Source organism: Streptomyces sp. NPDC002181 (assembly GCF_042890485.1).
GTDB lineage: Bacteria > Actinomycetota > Actinomycetes > Streptomycetales > Streptomycetaceae > Streptomyces.
Map to the genome: position 1 here is coordinate 426,313 of NZ_JBIASC010000002.1, position 16,522 is coordinate 442,834.

The following is a 16,522-nucleotide window of genomic DNA, read 5'->3' on the forward strand; positions in this document are numbered from 1 at the left end:
GGTGGGCTCCCTAAAGCCAGTTCTTGACGGTTTGGATCAGCCGGGCCGGCTCGGGGCCGACGGGCGTGACGTTGAGCATCGTGACGCCCGCCTCCCGGAAGGCCTCGACGCGCTCACGCACGTAGCCCTCCGGTCCGCACAGCGTCATGAGCTCGCAGAACTCGTCCGGTACGGCGGCCGCCGCATCGCGTTTGCGGCCGGAGAGGTAGAGCTCCTGGATCTTGCGGGCCTCCTCGCCGTACCCGTAGGCGACGGCGAGGTCGTTGTAGAAGTTCTTGCCGACCGCGCCCATCCCGCCGACGTACAGCGCGATCTGCGGGCGCGCCAGGTCCCGTACGGCGGCGGCGTCCTCGCCGATCGCGAGCAGCCCGCCCGCCACGGTCTGCAGCGGGCCGAGCTCCGGGGAGCGCAGGGCGGCGCCCTCGGCGAGGGCGCCGCCCCACACCGCGCGGGCCTTCTCCGGCAGGAACAGGGTGGGCAGCCAGCCGTCGGCGATCTCGGCGGTCATCCGCACGTTGGCGGGGCCGAGCGAGGCGATGTAGACGGGAACCGCGTCGCGGACGGGGCGGGTGAGGATCTTCAGCGGCTTGCCGAGTCCGGTCCCCCGTTCCGGCGGCAGCGGCATGTCGGTGATGCCGTGGTGGTCGATGGTCTCGCGGCGCCAGATGCGGCGGCACAGCTCGACGGTCTCGCGGGTCCGCCAGATCGGCTTGTCGTACGGCTTCCCGTGCCAGCCCTCGACGACCTGGGGGCCCGAGGCTCCGAGACCGAGCAGCGCGCGGCCGCCCGAGAGCGCGTCCAGTCCGGCGGCCGTCTGGGCGAGAAGGGCCGGGGTGCGCGAGTACACGTTGAGGATGGCCGAGCCGATCTTCATCCGCTCGGTGCGGGCGGCGAGGTAGCCCATGATCGTCGGGGAGTCGAAGCCCCAGGCCTCGGCGACCCATACGGCGTCCAGCCCGGCCGCCTCCAGCGCCGCCGCCTCGTCGGCGGCCCGGCGCGGGTCCCCGGCGTAGTCGAGCATCATGGACAGTTCCATCAGACCTCTTTCGGGAGCAGGGCCGGTACGTCCCAGTCGCGGGCCACGGATTCGGTGTGGGCACCGGGCAGGGCGGGGCCCGAGGCGACCGCGGACGGCGTGGCCGAGAACCGGGGCGCGGGGGCGGGCTGGGTGATCCCGCCGAAGTCGGTGAAGGTGGCGCGGGCGGCCAGGTGCGGATGGTGCGGCGCCTCGCCCAGGGACAGCACGGGTGCCACGCAGGCGTCCGAGCCCTCGAACACCGCCGTCCACTCCCGTCTCGTACGGGACTTGAAGCGGGCGGCGACGGCCTCGCGGAGCTCGCCCCAGCGGGCCGGGTCCTTGCGGGCGGGGGCCCGGTCCTTGATGCCGAGCAGCTCGGTGAAGGTGTCGTAGAACTGCTGCTCCAGCGCGCCGACCGCCATGTACCCGCCGTCGGAGGTCTCGTACGTGCCGTAGAACGGGCAGCCGCCGTCGAGGAGGTTGGCCCCGCGCCGGTCCTGCCAGCCGCCGGCCGCCATCATGCCGTGGATCATGGCGGTGAGGTGGGCGGTGCCGTCGACGATGGCCGCGTCGACGACCTGGCCGGCGCCGCCGGGGGTGCGGGCGTGCTGGAGGGCGGCGAGCACGCCGATGACGAGGTAGAGCGAGCCGCCCGCGTAGTCCCCGACGAGGTTGGCGGGGACGGCCGGCGGCTCCCCCGGGTTGCCGATCATGCCGAGGGCGCCGGTGACGGCGATGTACGCGATGTCGTGCCCGGCGGTGTGCGCGAGCGGTCCGTCCTGGCCCCAGCCGGTCATCCGGCCGTACACCAGCTGCGGGTTGCGGGCGTGGCAGTCGGCGGGGCCGACACCGAGCCGCTCGGCGACGCCGGGGCGGAAGCCCTCGATCAGCACGTCGGCACGCTCGACGAGGTCGAGCACCCGGGCCGGGCCCTCGGCGGACTTCAGGTCGACCAGCACGGAGCGCTTGCCGCGGTTGGTGACGTCGTACGCGGGGTTGACCGCGAGCCCGCCGCCGCCCGGCCGGTCCACCCGAACGACGTCGGCGCCCAGGTCGGCGAGGAGCATGGCGGCGAACGGGCCCGGGCCGATGCCCGCCAGTTCGACGACGCGCACGCCCGCGAGCGGGCCGCCGCCGGGTCTGCCGGGCGTGCCGGGTCCGCCGGGCCTGCCCGGCCCGTCGGGCACGTTCCCTGTCACTGCCATCGAGCCCCCAGCGTCCGTAGCATCCGTGGCGCGCCATTGTGTGACACAACTGATGTAACACCAGCGATGCTAGGAACGCCTTCCACTGAGCACAAGAGCAACCGCTTAGCCGGTTGACTCGTTTCGCGCGTCCGGGCGCCGCTCCGCGCGCGCGTCGAGCTCCTTCACGTGCCGCTTGAGGGCGACCGTCCGATAGCTCTCCTCCACCCACTCGCACAGCACGTCCAGGGAGGGCGCCCCCTTCACCCCGAGCGGAACGAAGACCCATCCGGCCCGCCCCAGCCCGTAGCCGGTCGGCTCGGCCCCCGGCGCGGTCATGGCGTGGCCGTGCAGCGCCTCGTCCTTGAGCTTCACGGAGAGCCCCGGCGACTGCGGGCCGTCGAGGCCGCCCAGGAAGACGAAGATCTTCTTGTTGACCTTCACGACGCAGTCCTCGGGCCCCCAGGGAAAGTCCATCACGGCCTCCGGCAGCTCCCGGGCGAACTCCCGCACCGCCTCCCACTTGCGCACCGCAGCCTTCATCGACGCCTCCCGTCACCACAGCCACCCGCTCGCACGGACACTCGGCCCTCACGCTAGCGCCGCCCCCCGGCGCGGACCGGGAGTGGACCGCGGCCTTCGCGCGGGCGCCCCCGGACCCCCGTGGATGCCAGCGGCGTACCGGAACCGGAATGACGACGACATCAGCCCCGCCATCGGGCTTTTCGGGGCCTACCCGGACAACTGATCGGAGAACGTGAAACGCCTGATCACAGCGGTCAGACCCGCTCCCCCTGGCGCTTTCGAGACTCTTGCCCCAGGTGTGAGAGCCGACTGCGGGGGGCGTTAAGCGGAAGCTCAGGAACTATGTAATCTGAGCGAGCTTTCAGCCCTGGCCAAGGGCTCACGGAACATAGGGGGCTCGGTGTCCTACCGCCGACTCGCAGCATCCGCCGCCGTCTTCGCGGCCGGCATTTCTCTCATACCGGGCATGGCCCACGCGGCCGGCACCGACTCCGGCGACGCCCAGGGCATCACCAAGCCCGACCTGGCGCAGGCCGGCCTGGAGAACACCGCCAAGTTCTCCAGCCCGGCCGCCCGGTCGATCCGGCAGAGCGCCCCGGCCCCCAAGAGCAAGCTCGCGGCCGCACCCATGGCGGAGACCGCCGGCGCCAACCCGACCCTCGCGGTCGGCCTGGACGCGTTCGCCACCTCCGCCCACGCGATCGAGCTCGACAGCTCCGTCACCAGCGCCGCCACCCCGCTCGACATCACCGTCGCCTGGGGCGACGGGGCCACCACCACCGCCTCGGCCTCCGGCACCCAGCTCGTGGCCTCCGAGCACACCTACGCGGAGCTCGGCACCTACACCGTCAAGGTCACCGTGACGGACAAGGCCGCAGGCACCTCGGCCACCAACGAGGTGGCGTTCACGACCGCGGGCTCGGACTACACCCCGTACGGCCCGACCCGCCTGCTGGACACCCGCAACGGCACCGGCGCCGCGAAGGCCGCCAAGGTCGCCCCGTACTCCTCCGCCCACCTGAAGATCGGCGGGAACGGCTCCATCCCGGCCGGCGTCACCGCGGTGGTCCTCAACGTCACCGTCACCGGCACCACCAGCGGCGGCCACGTCACCGCCTTCGCCGACGGCGACGACAAGCCGAGCACCTCGAACGTCAACTTCGTCCCCGGCCAGACGGTCCCGAACCTGGTCATCGTGCCGGTCGGCGCGAACGGCTACGTCAACCTGTACAACGGCGGCTGGGAGCCGGTCGACCTCATCGCCGACGTCACCGGCTACTTCACGCAGACGGCCTCCAGCGGCTACACCCCGCTGGCGCCGCAGCGCTTCGTCGACACCCGCACCGGCACCGGCACCGCCAAGGGCCAGCTCGCCGGATACGGCTCCTTCGGCACCCAGATCACCGGCCTGGGCAAGGTACCGGCCTCCGGCGTCACCGCCGTGGCGCTCAACGTGACCGTCACCAACCCGCGCAGCGACGGCCACCTGACCGTCTACCCGAGCGGCCAGCAGGCGCCGACCGCGTCCAACGTGAACTTCACGACCGGTCAGACCATCGCCAACTCGGTGATCGTCCCGGTCGGCCCCGACGGCAGGATCAGCATCCGCAACGGCGGCTGGAACCCGGCCGACGTCATCGTCGACGTCGTCGGCTACTACAGCCCGCAGAGCAAGGGCTCCTACCTGCCCTTCGCCCCGGAGCGGATGATCGACACCCGCGACCCCAAGGACCCGGTGTACGGCCCCCTGGCCGGCCGCGACTACATCTACACGGCGATGGCCGAGCCCGGTTCCGGCGTCACCGGCTTCGTGCTGAACGCCACGGTGACCAACACCAAGGACAGCGGCTTCCTCGCGGTCGCCCCGGACCCGAACACGCTGGACGAGTACGACAGCGGCGCGGCGGGCCAGCCGGCGCCGCCCACCTCCTCGACCCTGAACTGGACGACCGGCAAGACCGTCCCGAACCTGGTCCAGGCGAGCACCGGCGGCACCGGCGTCGTCGACTTCTGGAACCAGAGCGACGGCAACGCCGACCTCATCGTCGACGTCTTCGGGATGTACCAGGAGAACTGAGCCGCGGCAGACCCGCACCGGTCACAGCGCCCCGGGGACGGCCGTCCAGGCCGCCTCCGGGGCGCTGTTCTGCGTACGGGGCCGGCGGGTTAGCCTCAGCCACCGACTGGAGTGGGAGGAGCCGTGGTGAACGAAGAGGTTCGACGGGCCGACGGGGCCGCGGGGCGCGACCCCGCACGGGGACACGTACGGCCCTATGACGTGGTGCTGTTCGGGGCGACCGGCTTCGTCGGCGCCCTCACCGCCGAGTACCTCGCCGCGCACGCCCCCGCCGGCTGCCGGTGGGCCCTCGCGGGGCGCGACCTCGGGAAGCTGGAGCGGCTGCGCGAGCGGCTGACCGCGCTCGACCCGGGCTGCGCCTCGCTGCCGCTGCTGCGCGCAGACGCGGGGGACGCCGCGGCCGTACGGGACCTGGCCGCCTCCACGCGGGTCCTGGCCACGACGGTCGGGCCGTACGTCCTGTACGGGGCGGAACTGGTCGCCGCCTGCGCCGCGGCGGGCACGGACTACGTGGACCTCACCGGCGAGCCGGAGTTCGTGGACCGCATGTACGTCGAGCACGACGCCCGGGCCCGGGAAACGGGCGCGCGGCTCGTGCACGCCTGCGGCTTCGACTCGATCCCGGCGGACCTCGGCGCCTACTTCACGGTGGGGCAGCTCCCGGAGGGCGTTCCCCTGCGGGTGGACGGGTTCATGCGGTCCAACGCCGCCTTCTCCGGCGGAACGCTGGCTTCCGCCCTCACCGCCATGGGCCGCGGACGGCAGACCCTGGCGGCGGCGCGGGAGCGCCGGCTGCACGAGCCCCGGCTGCCGGCCCGCCGCGTACGGGGTCCGCTGGGCGCGCCGCGGTTCAGCGGCGAGACCGGCACCTGGGCGCTGCCGCTGCCGACGCTGGACCCCCGGATCGTGACCCGCTCCGCTGCCGCGCTGGAGCGGTACGGGCCGGACTTCCGCTACCGGCAGTACGCCTCGGTGAAACACCTCCCCGCCGCGGTGGGCGGTGCGGCGGCGGTCGGCGGGGCGGCGGCCCTGGCGCAGCTCCCGGCGGCGCGGCGGTGGCTGATGAGCCGCTGGGAGCCGGGCCGGGGCCCTGACGCGGAGCGGCGGGCGCGCAGCTGGTTCACGGTGCGCTTCGTGGGCGAGGGCGGCGGCCGCCGCGTGTTCACCGAGGTCTCGGGCGGCGACCCGGGCTACGGGGAGACCGCCAAGATGCTGGCGGAGTCGGCTCTGTGCCTCGCGTACGACGCCCTGCCGGAGCGGGCCGGCCAGCTCACCACGGCGGTGGCGATGGGCGACGCCCTGCTGGACCGGCTCCAGAAGGCGGGGATCCGCTTCCGGGTGGCCGCCACCCGCTGAACCGGCCGCCGGTCAGGAGGCTTCGCGCAGGGCCCGCCGGCAGAGCGAGTCGGCGTGCCGGGTGGACTCGGGGATCCGGAAGCGGGGGCTCAGCGCGAGGGCGTGGGCGCAGGCGGTGTCGAGCGAGATGCGGTGGCCGACGGAGACGTACACCGGCTTGATCCCGTCCTGCGTGCGCAGCGCCCGCCCGACGACGGCCCCGTCGGCCGCGACCAGCGCGGCGCCGTCGCCACGGCGGGCGCCGGGCTCCTCGTAGGTGAACGTGAAGGGGTTCTTCGCCACGCCCATGCTCGGCAGCCCGGTGACGACCCCGAGGTGGCATGCGAGACCGAAGCCGCGGGGGTGAGCGAGCCCGTAGCCGTCGCAGACGACCAGGTCGGGAGCGGCGGTGAGCGAGTCGAGGGCGGCCAGCACCGTGGGCAGCTCCCGGAAGGCGAGGAGCCCGGGCACGTACGGGAAGCTGACGTGCCCGACGGCGGTCGCCTCCTCGACGACCTCCAGGGTGGCGGCGTCGAGGACCACGGCCGCGGCGGCGACGAGGTCGCGCTCGTCGTCGTAGGCGACGTCCACGCCCGCGACCAGCCCGCGCCCGGGCGGCGGGCCGGCCTCGTCGAGCACCACGCTCTTGCGGAGTTCGTCCTGTATCGCCCGGGCCTCGGCCTCGTCGGCGGGGGTCTTCACACTCGTCATGAGGTGCGAGAGTAGCCTGGCGATCATGTTCGTCATGGAGCTCACGTACACCGCGCCCATCGAAGCCGTCGAGGACGAGCTGGACGCCCACCTCGCATGGCTGGACGGCCACTACGCCTCGGGCGTCTTCCTCGCCTCGGGCCGCAAGGTCCCGCGCGAGGGCGGCATCATCCTGGCGGCGGGCGTCTCGCGCGCGGAAATCGAGCGCATCGCGGCGCAGGACCCCTTCACCCTGGCCGGCGTCTGCGAGTACCGCATCACGGAGTTCATCGCGACGAAGACGTCGTCGGACTTGGCGGGGGTACGGGAGAACCCGGCGCTGTAGGCGGGCGGCTCGGAAGGCGGCCTTCGGTTGGTCGGGGGTCGGTGGGGCTGGGCGGGGTGCCGGGGGCGGGACTCGTGCACTCGGGGTCGGTGGAGTGTCCGGGGGCGTCCCGGCAGTCCACTGTCCTTCCGTGTCGGGTCGGTCCGTCAAGGGCGCTCCCTGCGGTCGCGTCGCTGCGCGATGGCCTTCGGCCACCCTTGACCGCCCGGCCCGCCCCGGAATGCCACAAGACTGCCGGGAAGCCCCCGAAGGAATGGCCGGGAGGATACCGGGCAGGAACGGCCGCGTCAGCGATGCCGACCGGCGCCTGGTGACCGGCAGCGCGCCCGGAGGGCGTCGCGAGCAACCGTTCCGTACCTCGGCGGGCACCAACCCGCACCGGACGGCGATGAGATGACCATCCCCCGCCGGTTCGCGACGGATCGCTACGCGCTTCTCCCGGCATGGCGTCCGACGACCGTCCGGGGCTGGACACAAGCCGTCCACGCGCCGGAACGGACCTCCCTGGCGACGCGACCGCAGGTGACGGTCAGTCGCGGATGAGGAGGACGACGAAGCCCACCACCGCTCCCAGGACCAGTCCGAGGACGGAGTAGCGGGGACGTGACTCGCGCAGGACGGGGAGCAAGTGGTCGACGGAGAAGCGGCCCGGGCCGGTGAGGGTGAGTGCGATGACGGCCGCGAAGAGGACCGACTCCAGTTCGACGCCCTTCGGGGCGAAGAACGTGTTCAAGCCCCGAACGGCGAGGATGTTGATGAAGGTGCCGGTCAAGGCCGCGCCTGCGAGCGGAGTGAGGAAGCCGAGGGCGAGGCCCAGGCCACCCAGGGTCTCGGAGAGGCCGGCGATGACCGCCATGGCGTCCCCGGCCGGATATCCGCTCATCGTGAAGCCCTTGCCGGTGGCCGAGAGGCCCGGACCCTTGAACCAGCCGAAGAGCTTCTGAGTGCCGTGGCCGGCCATGGTGAGGCCGACGACGAGCCGGAGTACGAGCAGGCCGATGTCGTGGGTCACCGTGGTGGCGGAGGTGACGCCGAAGATCGCACGGTCCCGCCGGTCGTACGCCATGAACGTCCGTTCCTTCCGTCGCCGGTGAGCGACGGCCACCCTATGACGCTCCGCTGCGACGACCGGGCCGCAACGTCGTCACCGCTCGTCGTCGACCCGTTCGGCCGCAAAACGACCACTACCAGCCCCGGACGGCCGCGGACGCCATGCCGAGAGGAGCACGTAGCGATCTAGTGCGTCCCGCCGTCATGGTCGGGCCTGGTGATACCGGGAAATGTGGTGCCGATGGGCCGGAGGTCCCGGTCGGCATCGCTGACGCGGCCGTCCCTGCCCGGTATCCTCCCGGCCGTTCCTTCGGGGGCTTCCCGGCAGTCTTGTGGCATTCCGGGGCGGGCCGGGCGGTCAAGGGTGGAGCGCAGCGACATCGCGCAGCGACGCGACCGCAGGGAGCGCCCTTGAGGGACCGACCCGACACGGAAGGACAGTGGACTGACGGGAAGCCCCCGGACACTCCACCGACCCCGAGTGCACGAGTCCCGCCCCCGGCACCCCGCCCAGCCCCACCGACCCCGACCAACCGAAGGCCGCCTTCCGAAGCCCCCGCCCCCGACTACGAAGCCCCCTCCAGCCTCCCCACCCGTCCCTTCTCCCCCGCCGCCCAGCAGCCCCCGTCGCCCGCGCAGTCGACCGTGTCGAACGAACCCGGGGTCAGGGGGCGCCACGTCCTGCCGGCGTCCGTCGTCACGTCGCTGCCCGTCGGGCCCACCGCCAGGGCCGCGGTGCGCAGGTGCGGGAGCCAGGCCGCGCCCGAGCGGTACGCCGGGGGCGGGGTCGACGCCGGGCGCCAGGTGCGGCCGGAGTCCGCCGATACGGCGGCGGCCCGCGGGGAGGCCTCGCCGGTGCGGTAGTCGCCGCCGACCGCGAGGCCCGTCGTACGGTCGCGGAAGGCCAGGGCGAAGACCCCCTTGGCCGGGTCGCCCGCCGGGATGCCCGACTCGGCGACCCGCCAGGTGCGGCCGCGGTCCGGCGAGTGCAGGATCCGGCCGGCCGCGCCGCCGCCCGTGGCCAGCCACACGTCGCGCGGCCCCGCGCTCACCAGGCACTGGCCACTGGCCGCGAACCCCGCCTCGCCCGCCAGGGCGTCCGGCATCCCCGTGCCCGGCAGCACCGCCCAGTTCCGGCCGCCGTCGTCCGTCGACAGGATCCGGAACTTGCCGTCCACCGGGTCGCTCATCGCCAGTCCGTGCCGGGAGTCGAAGAAGGTGAGGCAGTCGTAGAAGGCCCGCGGGTCGGGGTTGCGGAAGGTCTCCGTCCAGGTGGCGCCGCCGTCCTCGGTGCGCAACACCCGCGAGGCCTCGCCCTCCCCGATGGACAGGGCCACCGCGCGCCGCGCGTCGAATGCCTCGATGTCGCGCAGCTCCAGGCCCTCCGCGACCGCGCCCGGCGGTGATACGTCACGCCAGCTGCGGCCGCCGTCCACCGTGCGCAGCACGGTGCCCTTGGTGCCGGCCACCCAGGCCGTGGAGCGGCTGACCGCCGCGAGCCCGCGGAACCGGGCGTCCTTGCCGGTGTCCTTCAGGGCCCAGCCCGCACCCCGTAACTCCTGCGCGCCCGTACCGTTCTGCGCGTGCGCCGGGGCGGCCAGCAGGCCCACCGCCAGAGCCGCCGCGCACATGCCAACTCCCAGAAGTCTCATGGCGCCGGAAGCTAATGCACACCGGATTCGGCGTCCAGGGTGCGTCCGCGCCGCCGCGTTCCTACGCTGTGGCCATGCCATCCAAGGAACCCAAGGCCTACGACGGCAAGCGCATCACCGTCACCTACGACACCGGGCGGTGCCTGCACGCCGCCGAATGCGTGAGCGGGCTCCCGGAGGTGTTCGACTCGGGGAAGCGTCCGTGGGTGCAGCCGGACGGAGCCGAGCCGGAGCGCGTCGCCGAGGTGATCCGCCGGTGCCCCTCGGGTGCCCTGCGGTACCGGTTCGCCGACGAGGGGCCGGCCGAGGAGCCGGACCGGCCGACGACGGTCGTACGCTCGCCCGCCGGGCAGCTCGTGATGCGCGGCGATCTGCGCGTGACGACCCCCGACGGGGCCGTCCGGCAGGAGACCAGGGCGATGCTTTGCGCTTGTGGAGTGAGCGGGAACCAGCCGTTTTGCGACCACTCCGGGGCGTGCGGCCGCGCATGACAGCCCTTCACCCACCACGCCCCTGCCGTCACTCTGTGCGATCAAACGGACGCGTTCCAGCCAATCGGTGACACAGCTCACGTCAGTTCGCATGCACGGATTTGCCGATTCCGGCGTCTATCCGGTTGCCGGGCTTCACCCATGCCCGACAGCAGATCCGCCGCAAGGGAGCGAGCCTTGATCACTGTTATCGAGCAGGCCGTGCAGGCCCGTCTGGTCGCCACCGCCCCGAAGGTCGAGACCGTGCCCGTCACGCTCTGCTACGACCGTGCGGATCCCTTCGCCGTGCGCATGGCCTTCCCCGCTCCCGCCACCCTGGAAGGCGTCGAGGTTTCGTGGACCTTCGCCCGCGAACTCCTGGAATCGGGGCTGGACCGCCCGACGGGATGGGGCGACGTACGGGTGCGGCCGTACGACATCGACCGGACCACGATCGAGTTCCACGCGCCGGAGGGGGTGGCGATCGTGCTGATGCTGACGGCCGAGCTGCACCGGTTCCTTGAGCGGGCCGCGACGATCGTGCCGCCGGGTCTGGAGCACCTGTACCTCGACATGGACCACAGCCTGGCCGAGCTGATGCGCGACCCGCGCTGAGACCGGGCCGCCACCCCGTTCCCCGCAGCCCGCCCCTTCGCCGGCCCCGCGCTCGCGCTCGCGCTCGCGCTCGCGCTCGCGCTTAAATCGTTTGCGGGCGGCCCCCGGCCGCCCGTAGCTTCGTTGACGCCCCATTGCCGTCGAAACGGAGCAGGACGTTGCTCTTCTGAGGTCCGAGACACCGACCGATCCCGCCGTACCGACCCGTTCCACGTCGGATCCGACCGTCGGCTGTCTCCCCGCGTTGCACGCACCACTCACGCAACCTGGAGGCCTCCATGAGCCATGTCCCCGCATTCATCACCTGCTCCGCCCTGTCCTTCGACTGGCCCGACGGGACTCCCGTCTTCGATGACTTCCACTTGGCCGTCGGCCCCGGCCGTACCGGCCTCATCGGCCTCAACGGCTGCGGGAAGTCCACCCTGCTCAGACTGATCGCCGGTGAACTGACGCCCACCGAAGGCCAGTTGTCGGCAGTCGGCACGGTCGGGTACCTCCCGCAGGGCGTCACCCTCGACACCGCCCTGCGCGTGGACGAGGCGCTAGGCATCCACACCGCCCGCGCCGCCCTGCACGCCATCGAGGCGGGTGAGGCCGACGAGGCGAATTTCGCCGCGGTCGGCGACGACTGGGACGTGGAGGAGCGGGCCCTGGCCACCCTCGACCAGCTCGGCCTCGCCCGGATCGGCCTGGACCGTACGGTCGGCGAACTGTCGGGGGGCGAATGCGTGTTGCTGCGCCTCGCCGCCCTCCTGCTGGCCCGGCCCGACGTCCTGCTGCTCGACGAGCCGACGAACAACCTGGACCTGCGGGCCCGGCGCCGCCTGTACGCGGCGGTCGAGTCCTGGTCCGGGGTACTGCTGCTGGTCAGCCACGACCGGGAGCTGCTGGAGCGGGTCGACCAGATCGCCGACCTGCACGACGGCGAAGTCCGCTGGTACGGAGGGAACTTCTCGGCGTACGAGGAGCAGCTGGCGGCCGAGCAGGACGCGGCCGAGCGGATGGTCCGGGTCGCGGAGGCCGACGTACAGCGACAGAAGCGGGAGCTGTCCGACGCCCACATGAAGCTGGCGCGGCGCAAGCGGTACGGCCAGAAGATGAACGACCAGAAGCGCGAGCCGAAGATCGTCATGGGCGCCCGCAAGCGCGCGGCGCAGGAGTCGGCCGGCAAGCACCGCATCCTGCACGCCGAGAAGCTGGCGCAGGCGAAGGAGCGGCTGGACCAGGCGGCGGAGGCGGTGCGCGACGATGACGAGATCCGGATCAAGCTGCCCGCCACGCAGGTCCCGCCGGGCCGCCGGGTCCTGACCCTGAGCGACGTGCACCTGGCACACGGGGCCCGGGTCGCCGGCGAGTGGGAGCTGCGCGGTCCGGAGCGGATCGCGCTGGTGGGCCGCAACGGTTCGGGCAAGACGACCCTGCTGCTCACGATCGCGGGGACGCTCGCGCCGGTGTCCGGCGAGGCGGTCACGCACGTGACGACGCGGTTCCTGCCGCAGCGGCTGGACGTGCTCGACGAGAGCCGGTCGGTGGTGGAGAACGTGGCCCGGTTCGCCCCGCAGGCCTCGAACAACCTCGTCCGGGCGCGGCTCGCGCACTTCCTGTTCCGGGGCGCCCGGGCGGACCGGCCGGCCGGCACCCTGTCGGGTGGTGAGCGGTTCCGGGCGGCTCTGGCTGCGCTGCTGCTGGCGGAGCCGGCTCCGCAGCTGCTGATGCTGGACGAGCCGACGAACAACCTGGACCTGGCGAGCGTCCGGCAGCTCACGGAGGCGCTGGAGTCGTACGAGGGCGCACTGCTGGTGGCCAGCCACGACGTGCCGTTCCTGGAGTCCGTCGGGATCACCCGGTGGCTGCTGCTGGACGGCGAGCTGAAGCCGACCACGGCCGAGGAGGTGCGCGAGGCCCTCTGGCACGAGTGAGTACGAGTGGGTTGCGGCCGGGTCGGCGGCCGACCCGGCGGCCGGCTCCGCGGCCGTAATGCCCGTCCTGGCGGTGACCGCCGTCAAGGCGGGTGTCACGGGCCACCTGCCGGGGCGACTTTCGCTCCGCCGGGCCACTCTCGCGCGCCCTCAAACTGCGCAGATAACCGGACGTAACCGGTCATATGAACGCCTGGGGCTTGGCTGGCCCTCACGCTCCGCTTAACCTACGGGTTCGTAGGCTACGGAACCGTAGGTATTTCGCTTTGTCCTCAGGAGCACCCGTGACAATCACCTCTCCCCACCTCGGCAGCTCGGAGGCGTGGACCGACGCCAAGCTGCTGTACGCGCTGGAAGAGGTGGTCGAGAAGGAACTCAACCGCCATCTGAAGGTCACCAAGGACTGGATGCCCCACGAGTACGTCCCGTGGAGCGACGGCCGGAACTTCCCGGGCTTCTTCGAGGACGGCGAGGCCTGGGACCCGCAGCAGTCCAAGGTCACCGACATCGGCAAGATCGCGCTGGTCGTGAACCTGCTGACCGAGGACAACCTCCCCAGCTACCACCACGAGATCGCCACGCTCTTCGGCCGCAACGGCGCCTGGGGCACGTGGGTGCACCGCTGGACGGCCGAGGAGGGCCGCCACGGCATCGTGATGCGCGACTACCTGCTGGCCTCGCGCGCCGTGGACCCGGACAAGCTGGAAGCGTTCCGCATGCAGCACATGTCGGAGGGCTTCGAGTCCGACAACCGGCACTCGATGCTGCACTCCGTGGCATACGTGGCCTTCCAGGAGCTCGCGACGCGCATCTCGCACCGCAACACCGGCCACCAGTCCGGTGACCCGGTCTGCGACCGGATGCTGGCGCGCATCGCGCAGGACGAGAACCTGCACATGATCTTCTACCGCAACCTGCTGGGCGCGGCCTTCGAGATCGCCCCGGACCTGACGATGCAGGCCGTGCGGGACGTCGTGGTCAACTTCCGGATGCCCGGCCACGGCATGCCCGGCTTCGAGCGGATGGCCGCGCAGATGGCGATCGGCGGGGTCTACAACCTGCGGATCCACCACGACGACGTGCTGAGCCCGGTGATCCGGTTCCTGAAGATCATGGACATCGACGGTCTCGGCCCCGAGGGGCAGCAGGCCCAGGAGGAGCTCGGGCTCTTCATGAACGGCCTGGACTCCGAGGCCCGCAAGTTCGACGAGCGGCTGGCCGCCCGCGCGGCGCGCATCGCAGCCCGCAAGGCCTGACCGGCCCGACCGGCCCGACCGGCCCGACCGGCCCGACCGGTTCACAACGCCTCGAACCCTGGCACGGCCGCGGCCCTGCCGGGGTTTCGCGCTGTCCGGCGCCGGGGCCCGGCCGCGCCGGACCCCGGTCAGCCGCGCGAGCGCAGCGCGAGGCGCTCGGACTCCGAGAGGCCTCCCCAGACACCGAAGCGCTCGTCGTTGGCCAGGGCGTACTCCAGGCATGCCGTGCGGCCCTCGCACGCCCCGCACAGCCGCTTCGCGTCCCGCAGGGAGGAGCCGGGCTCCGGGAAGAAGAAGCCGGGGCCCGTCTGGGCGCAGAGGGCGAGGTCGTACCAGGCGGGCGCGGCGGTGGTGGAGGTGTTCATCGACATGCCGGAGATCCTTGCCGCCGCCGATGGACGTCCGATCAACGCCTGATCAACACCGGCTCCCCGGGATCGGCACCGGCTCCTCAGGACCCCGGCGGCGGAGCGCTGGCGATGACGGCGAACCGGGCGCCGTAGGGGTCGGCCAGCTTGGCGAAACGGCCGACTCCCTCCATGAACACCGGCGACAAGCGGACCTTGCCGCCGGACTCCTCCGCCGCGGCCGCCGTCACATCGCAGTCGGCGACCTCGAAGTACGGGGTCCAGTAGGGGCGTTCGGCGTCCTCGACCGGGTCGCTCCCGATCGGGACGATGCCGCCGAAGGCCGCCTCGTCGGGCGCGCCCGCGGCCTTGACCGCGGTGTACGAGCCGCCCTCGAAGGGCATCTCGCTGATCTCCCACCCGAAGACCGCGCCGTAGAAGGCCGCGGCCGCCCGTACGTCGGCCGTGTAGAGCTCGGTCCAGCACAGGGTGCCGACGTCGGTCACGGCGCCGAGGCCTTCGATCCTGCCCGGCTGCCAGATCGAGAACGTGACCCCCGCGGGGTCGGCGAAGATCGCCATCCGGCCGAGGCCCATGACGTCCCTGGGCTCGACGGCGACCGTGCCGCCCGCCTTGACCACGGCTGCCGCGGTGGCGTCCGCGTCGGAGCTCCGGAAGTACACGGTCCACGCCGACCGGACTTCGCCCGGTGCGACGGCCATACCGCCCGCCACCGTCTTGCCGCCGAGCTGGAACATCGCGTATCCGCCGGCCTCCTCGCCGCCCGGCCGGTAGTCCCAGCCGAACAGTCCCGTGTAGAACCCGGCGGCGCCGTCGAGGTCGGGCGTGCCGAGGTCGACCCAGTTCGGGGAGCCGTCTTCGTAGTCCGTCGTGAGCATGACCCGTACTCCTTCCGTCCTCCCGACGAGCATGGCACCCGCCGCTGACAGTGCGCTCAGCCCTGGCCCGTGCCGTCCTCGTGCTTCGCCCGGCTCGGCTGGACGCGCTTCGGCTCGCCGGGCATCTTCGGGTAGTCCGGCGGGTACGGCATGTCGCCCAGGCCGTGGTCGTGTTCGTGGCGCTCTGCCAGTTCCAGGGCGGCGTCCAGGGTGAAGGCGTGCTCGTCCATGTCCGCGTGCAGGTCTCCGAGCTCCGCGTACCGCGCCGGCATCGTGGTGATGTCGAAGTCGCGGGGCTCGGCGGAGTCGATCTCGTCCCAGCGCAGCGGGGCGGAGACCGGGGCGTGCGGGCGCGGGCGGACGGAGTACGCGGAGGCGATCGTGCGGTCGCGGGCGGTCTGGTTGTAGTCGACGAAGATCCGCTCGCCGCGCTCCTCCTTCCACCACGCCGTGGTCACCTTGCCGGGCATCCGCTGTTCCAGTTCGCGGCCGATCGCGATCGCGCAGCGCCGGACCTCGGTGAACGTCCAGCGCGGCTCGATCGGCACGAACACGTGCAGACCCCGCCCGCCGGAGGTCTTGGGCCAGCCGCGCAGGCCGAGGTCCTCCAGTACGTCGCGCAGCTCGTGGGCGCAGATCACCGCGTGGTGGTAGTCGGTGCCCGGTTGCGGGTCCAGGTCGATGCGCAGTTCGTCGGGCCGGTCGGTGTCCTCGCGCCGCACCGGCCAGGGGTGGAAGGTCAGGCAGCCCAGGTTGGCGGCCCACAGCACGGCGGCCGGTTCGGTCGGGCAGATCTCGTCGGCCGTGCGCCCGCTGGGGAACTCGATGTGGGCGGTCGGGATCCAGTCGGGCAGGTTCTTCGGGGCGCGCTTCTGGAAGAAGGACTCGCCCTCCACCCCATCGGGGTAGCGCTCCAGGGTGGTGGGCCGGTTGCGCAGGGCGCGCGTGATCCCGTCGGCCACGGACAGGTAGTACCGCGCCACGTCCAGCTTGGTCAGGCCCCGCTCGGGGAAGTAGACCTTGTCCGGGCTGGACAGCCGCACGGTCCGCCCGCCCGCGTCCAGCTCGATGGCATTCCCGGATGCACCCATGTGCGCCACGGTAGGCGGCCCCCGCCCGGTGCGCATACCGGGCGGCCC

General features: G+C 72.5%; 16 protein-coding genes. 7 read left to right on the top strand and 9 right to left on the bottom strand.

Annotated features, from left to right (window positions below; all coding sequences use genetic code 11):
* Nucleotides 1-10: 10 nt before the first annotated feature.
* The 3 genes from ACFYXV_RS08130 to ACFYXV_RS08140 form a co-directional block, all read right to left on the bottom strand.
* Nucleotides 11-1,036 carry an LLM class F420-dependent oxidoreductase gene (locus ACFYXV_RS08130; RefSeq protein ID WP_389382340.1) on the bottom strand — a complete coding sequence of 342 codons (1,026 nt, stop codon included), beginning with the start codon at nt 1,034-1,036 and terminating at the stop codon, nt 11-13.
* The gene (locus ACFYXV_RS08135) at nt 1,036-2,223 is read right to left on the bottom strand and encodes a CaiB/BaiF CoA transferase family protein (protein WP_385463059.1); all 1,188 of its coding nucleotides are present in this window, start codon (nt 2,221-2,223) and stop codon (nt 1,036-1,038) included. Before ACFYXV_RS08135 ends, ACFYXV_RS08130 begins: the two co-directional genes overlap by 1 nt.
* Nucleotides 2,224-2,328: 105 nt before the next feature.
* Nucleotides 2,329-2,745: an MmcQ/YjbR family DNA-binding protein gene (locus ACFYXV_RS08140; RefSeq protein ID WP_385463062.1), complete on the bottom strand. Its 417-nt coding sequence runs from the start codon at nt 2,743-2,745 to the stop codon at nt 2,329-2,331.
* Nucleotides 2,746-3,193: 448 nt separating this feature from the next.
* Between ACFYXV_RS08140 and ACFYXV_RS08145 the strand changes: the two genes are divergently transcribed.
* Together ACFYXV_RS08145 and ACFYXV_RS08150 are read left to right on the top strand one after the other, a co-directional pair.
* Nucleotides 3,194-4,804, top strand: a complete 1,611-nt coding sequence (locus tag ACFYXV_RS08145) for a PKD domain-containing protein (protein ID WP_389382341.1) — start codon at nt 3,194-3,196, stop codon at nt 4,802-4,804.
* Between the two features lie 201 nt (nt 4,805-5,005).
* Entirely contained in the window at nt 5,006-6,160 is a 1,155-nt protein-coding gene (locus tag ACFYXV_RS08150) for a saccharopine dehydrogenase family protein (protein ID WP_389382474.1), read from the top strand.
* A 12-nt stretch (nt 6,161-6,172) separates the two neighbouring features.
* On the opposite strand, the gene ACFYXV_RS08155 is transcribed toward ACFYXV_RS08150, so the two are convergent.
* Nucleotides 6,173-6,850 carry an endonuclease V gene (locus ACFYXV_RS08155; RefSeq protein WP_389382342.1) on the bottom strand — a complete coding sequence of 226 codons (678 nt, stop codon included), beginning with the start codon at nt 6,848-6,850 and terminating at the stop codon, nt 6,173-6,175.
* Nucleotides 6,851-6,875: 25 nt separating this feature from the next.
* On the opposite strand from ACFYXV_RS08155, the gene ACFYXV_RS08160 reads away from it, so the two are divergent.
* Complete coding sequence (locus tag ACFYXV_RS08160) at nt 6,876-7,175, top strand: YciI family protein (RefSeq protein ID WP_385463305.1); 300 nt, start codon at nt 6,876-6,878, stop codon at nt 7,173-7,175.
* 529 nt (nt 7,176-7,704) lie between these two features.
* On the opposite strand, the gene ACFYXV_RS08165 is transcribed toward ACFYXV_RS08160, so the two are convergent.
* On the bottom strand, nt 7,705-8,241 hold the full coding sequence (locus ACFYXV_RS08165; RefSeq protein ID WP_385463071.1) for a DoxX family protein: 537 nt from the start codon (nt 8,239-8,241) through the stop codon (nt 7,705-7,707).
* Nucleotides 8,242-8,791: 550 nt separating this feature from the next.
* The gene (locus ACFYXV_RS08170; RefSeq protein WP_389382343.1) at nt 8,792-9,877 is read right to left on the bottom strand and encodes a WD40/YVTN/BNR-like repeat-containing protein; all 1,086 of its coding nucleotides are present in this window, start codon (nt 9,875-9,877) and stop codon (nt 8,792-8,794) included.
* A 74-nt stretch (nt 9,878-9,951) separates the two neighbouring features.
* Here ACFYXV_RS08170 and ACFYXV_RS08175 point away from each other — a divergent pair, with 74 nt between their 5' ends.
* The 4 genes from ACFYXV_RS08175 to ACFYXV_RS08190 all read left to right on the top strand — a co-directional run bounded on the left by ACFYXV_RS08175 (nt 9,952) and on the right by ACFYXV_RS08190 (nt 14,137).
* On the top strand, nt 9,952-10,368 hold the full coding sequence (locus tag ACFYXV_RS08175) for a (4Fe-4S)-binding protein (protein WP_385463077.1): 417 nt from the start codon (nt 9,952-9,954) through the stop codon (nt 10,366-10,368).
* A gap of 141 nt (nt 10,369-10,509) precedes the next feature.
* Nucleotides 10,510-10,962 carry an SsgA family sporulation/cell division regulator gene (locus ACFYXV_RS08180; protein WP_383338404.1) on the top strand — a complete coding sequence of 151 codons (453 nt, stop codon included), beginning with the start codon at nt 10,510-10,512 and terminating at the stop codon, nt 10,960-10,962.
* 278 nt (nt 10,963-11,240) lie between these two features.
* Complete coding sequence (locus ACFYXV_RS08185) at nt 11,241-12,881, top strand: ABC-F family ATP-binding cassette domain-containing protein (protein WP_389382344.1); 1,641 nt, start codon at nt 11,241-11,243, stop codon at nt 12,879-12,881.
* 284 nt (nt 12,882-13,165) lie between these two features.
* Entirely contained in the window at nt 13,166-14,137 is a 972-nt protein-coding gene (locus tag ACFYXV_RS08190; RefSeq protein WP_383338400.1) for an acyl-ACP desaturase, read from the top strand.
* A 128-nt stretch (nt 14,138-14,265) separates the two neighbouring features.
* On the opposite strand, the gene ACFYXV_RS08195 is transcribed toward ACFYXV_RS08190, so the two are convergent.
* The 3 genes from ACFYXV_RS08195 to ligD all read right to left on the bottom strand — a co-directional run bounded on the left by ACFYXV_RS08195 (nt 14,266) and on the right by ligD (nt 16,474).
* On the bottom strand, nt 14,266-14,508 hold the full coding sequence (locus ACFYXV_RS08195) for a WhiB family transcriptional regulator (protein WP_385463087.1): 243 nt from the start codon (nt 14,506-14,508) through the stop codon (nt 14,266-14,268).
* An 80-nt stretch (nt 14,509-14,588) separates the two neighbouring features.
* Nucleotides 14,589-15,383, bottom strand: a complete 795-nt coding sequence (locus ACFYXV_RS08200) for a VOC family protein (protein ID WP_389382345.1) — start codon at nt 15,381-15,383, stop codon at nt 14,589-14,591.
* Between the two features lie 56 nt (nt 15,384-15,439).
* Nucleotides 15,440-16,474, bottom strand: a complete 1,035-nt coding sequence (gene ligD, locus ACFYXV_RS08205; protein WP_385463093.1) for a non-homologous end-joining DNA ligase — start codon at nt 16,472-16,474, stop codon at nt 15,440-15,442.
* Between the last annotated feature and the right edge of the window lie 48 nt (nt 16,475-16,522).

What these genes read in the sequence shown, in the direction of transcription:
- ACFYXV_RS08180 (WP_383338404.1), top strand. Translation starts at nt 10,510, where the DNA reads ATGCCCGACAGCAGATCCGCCGCAAGGGAGCGAGCCTTGATCACTGTT.
- ligD (WP_385463093.1), bottom strand. Translation starts at nt 16,474, where the DNA reads ATGGGTGCATCCGGGAATGCCATCGAGCTGGACGCGGGCGGGCGGACC.
- ACFYXV_RS08175 (WP_385463077.1), top strand. Translation starts at nt 9,952, where the DNA reads ATGCCATCCAAGGAACCCAAGGCCTACGACGGCAAGCGCATCACCGTC.
- ACFYXV_RS08140 (WP_385463062.1), bottom strand. Translation starts at nt 2,745, where the DNA reads ATGAAGGCTGCGGTGCGCAAGTGGGAGGCGGTGCGGGAGTTCGCCCGG.
- ACFYXV_RS08155 (WP_389382342.1), bottom strand. Translation starts at nt 6,850, where the DNA reads ATGACGAGTGTGAAGACCCCCGCCGACGAGGCCGAGGCCCGGGCGATA.
- ACFYXV_RS08130 (WP_389382340.1), bottom strand. Translation starts at nt 1,036, where the DNA reads ATGGAACTGTCCATGATGCTCGACTACGCCGGGGACCCGCGCCGGGCC.
- ACFYXV_RS08200 (WP_389382345.1), bottom strand. Translation starts at nt 15,383, where the DNA reads ATGCTCACGACGGACTACGAAGACGGCTCCCCGAACTGGGTCGACCTC.
- ACFYXV_RS08135 (WP_385463059.1), bottom strand. Translation starts at nt 2,223, where the DNA reads ATGGCAGTGACAGGGAACGTGCCCGACGGGCCGGGCAGGCCCGGCGGA.
- ACFYXV_RS08170 (WP_389382343.1), bottom strand. Translation starts at nt 9,877, where the DNA reads ATGAGACTTCTGGGAGTTGGCATGTGCGCGGCGGCTCTGGCGGTGGGC.
- ACFYXV_RS08195 (WP_385463087.1), bottom strand. Translation starts at nt 14,508, where the DNA reads ATGTCGATGAACACCTCCACCACCGCCGCGCCCGCCTGGTACGACCTC.
- ACFYXV_RS08165 (WP_385463071.1), bottom strand. Translation starts at nt 8,241, where the DNA reads ATGGCGTACGACCGGCGGGACCGTGCGATCTTCGGCGTCACCTCCGCC.
- ACFYXV_RS08160 (WP_385463305.1), top strand. Translation starts at nt 6,876, where the DNA reads ATGTTCGTCATGGAGCTCACGTACACCGCGCCCATCGAAGCCGTCGAG.
- ACFYXV_RS08145 (WP_389382341.1), top strand. Translation starts at nt 3,194, where the DNA reads ATGGCCCACGCGGCCGGCACCGACTCCGGCGACGCCCAGGGCATCACC.
- ACFYXV_RS08185 (WP_389382344.1), top strand. Translation starts at nt 11,241, where the DNA reads ATGAGCCATGTCCCCGCATTCATCACCTGCTCCGCCCTGTCCTTCGAC.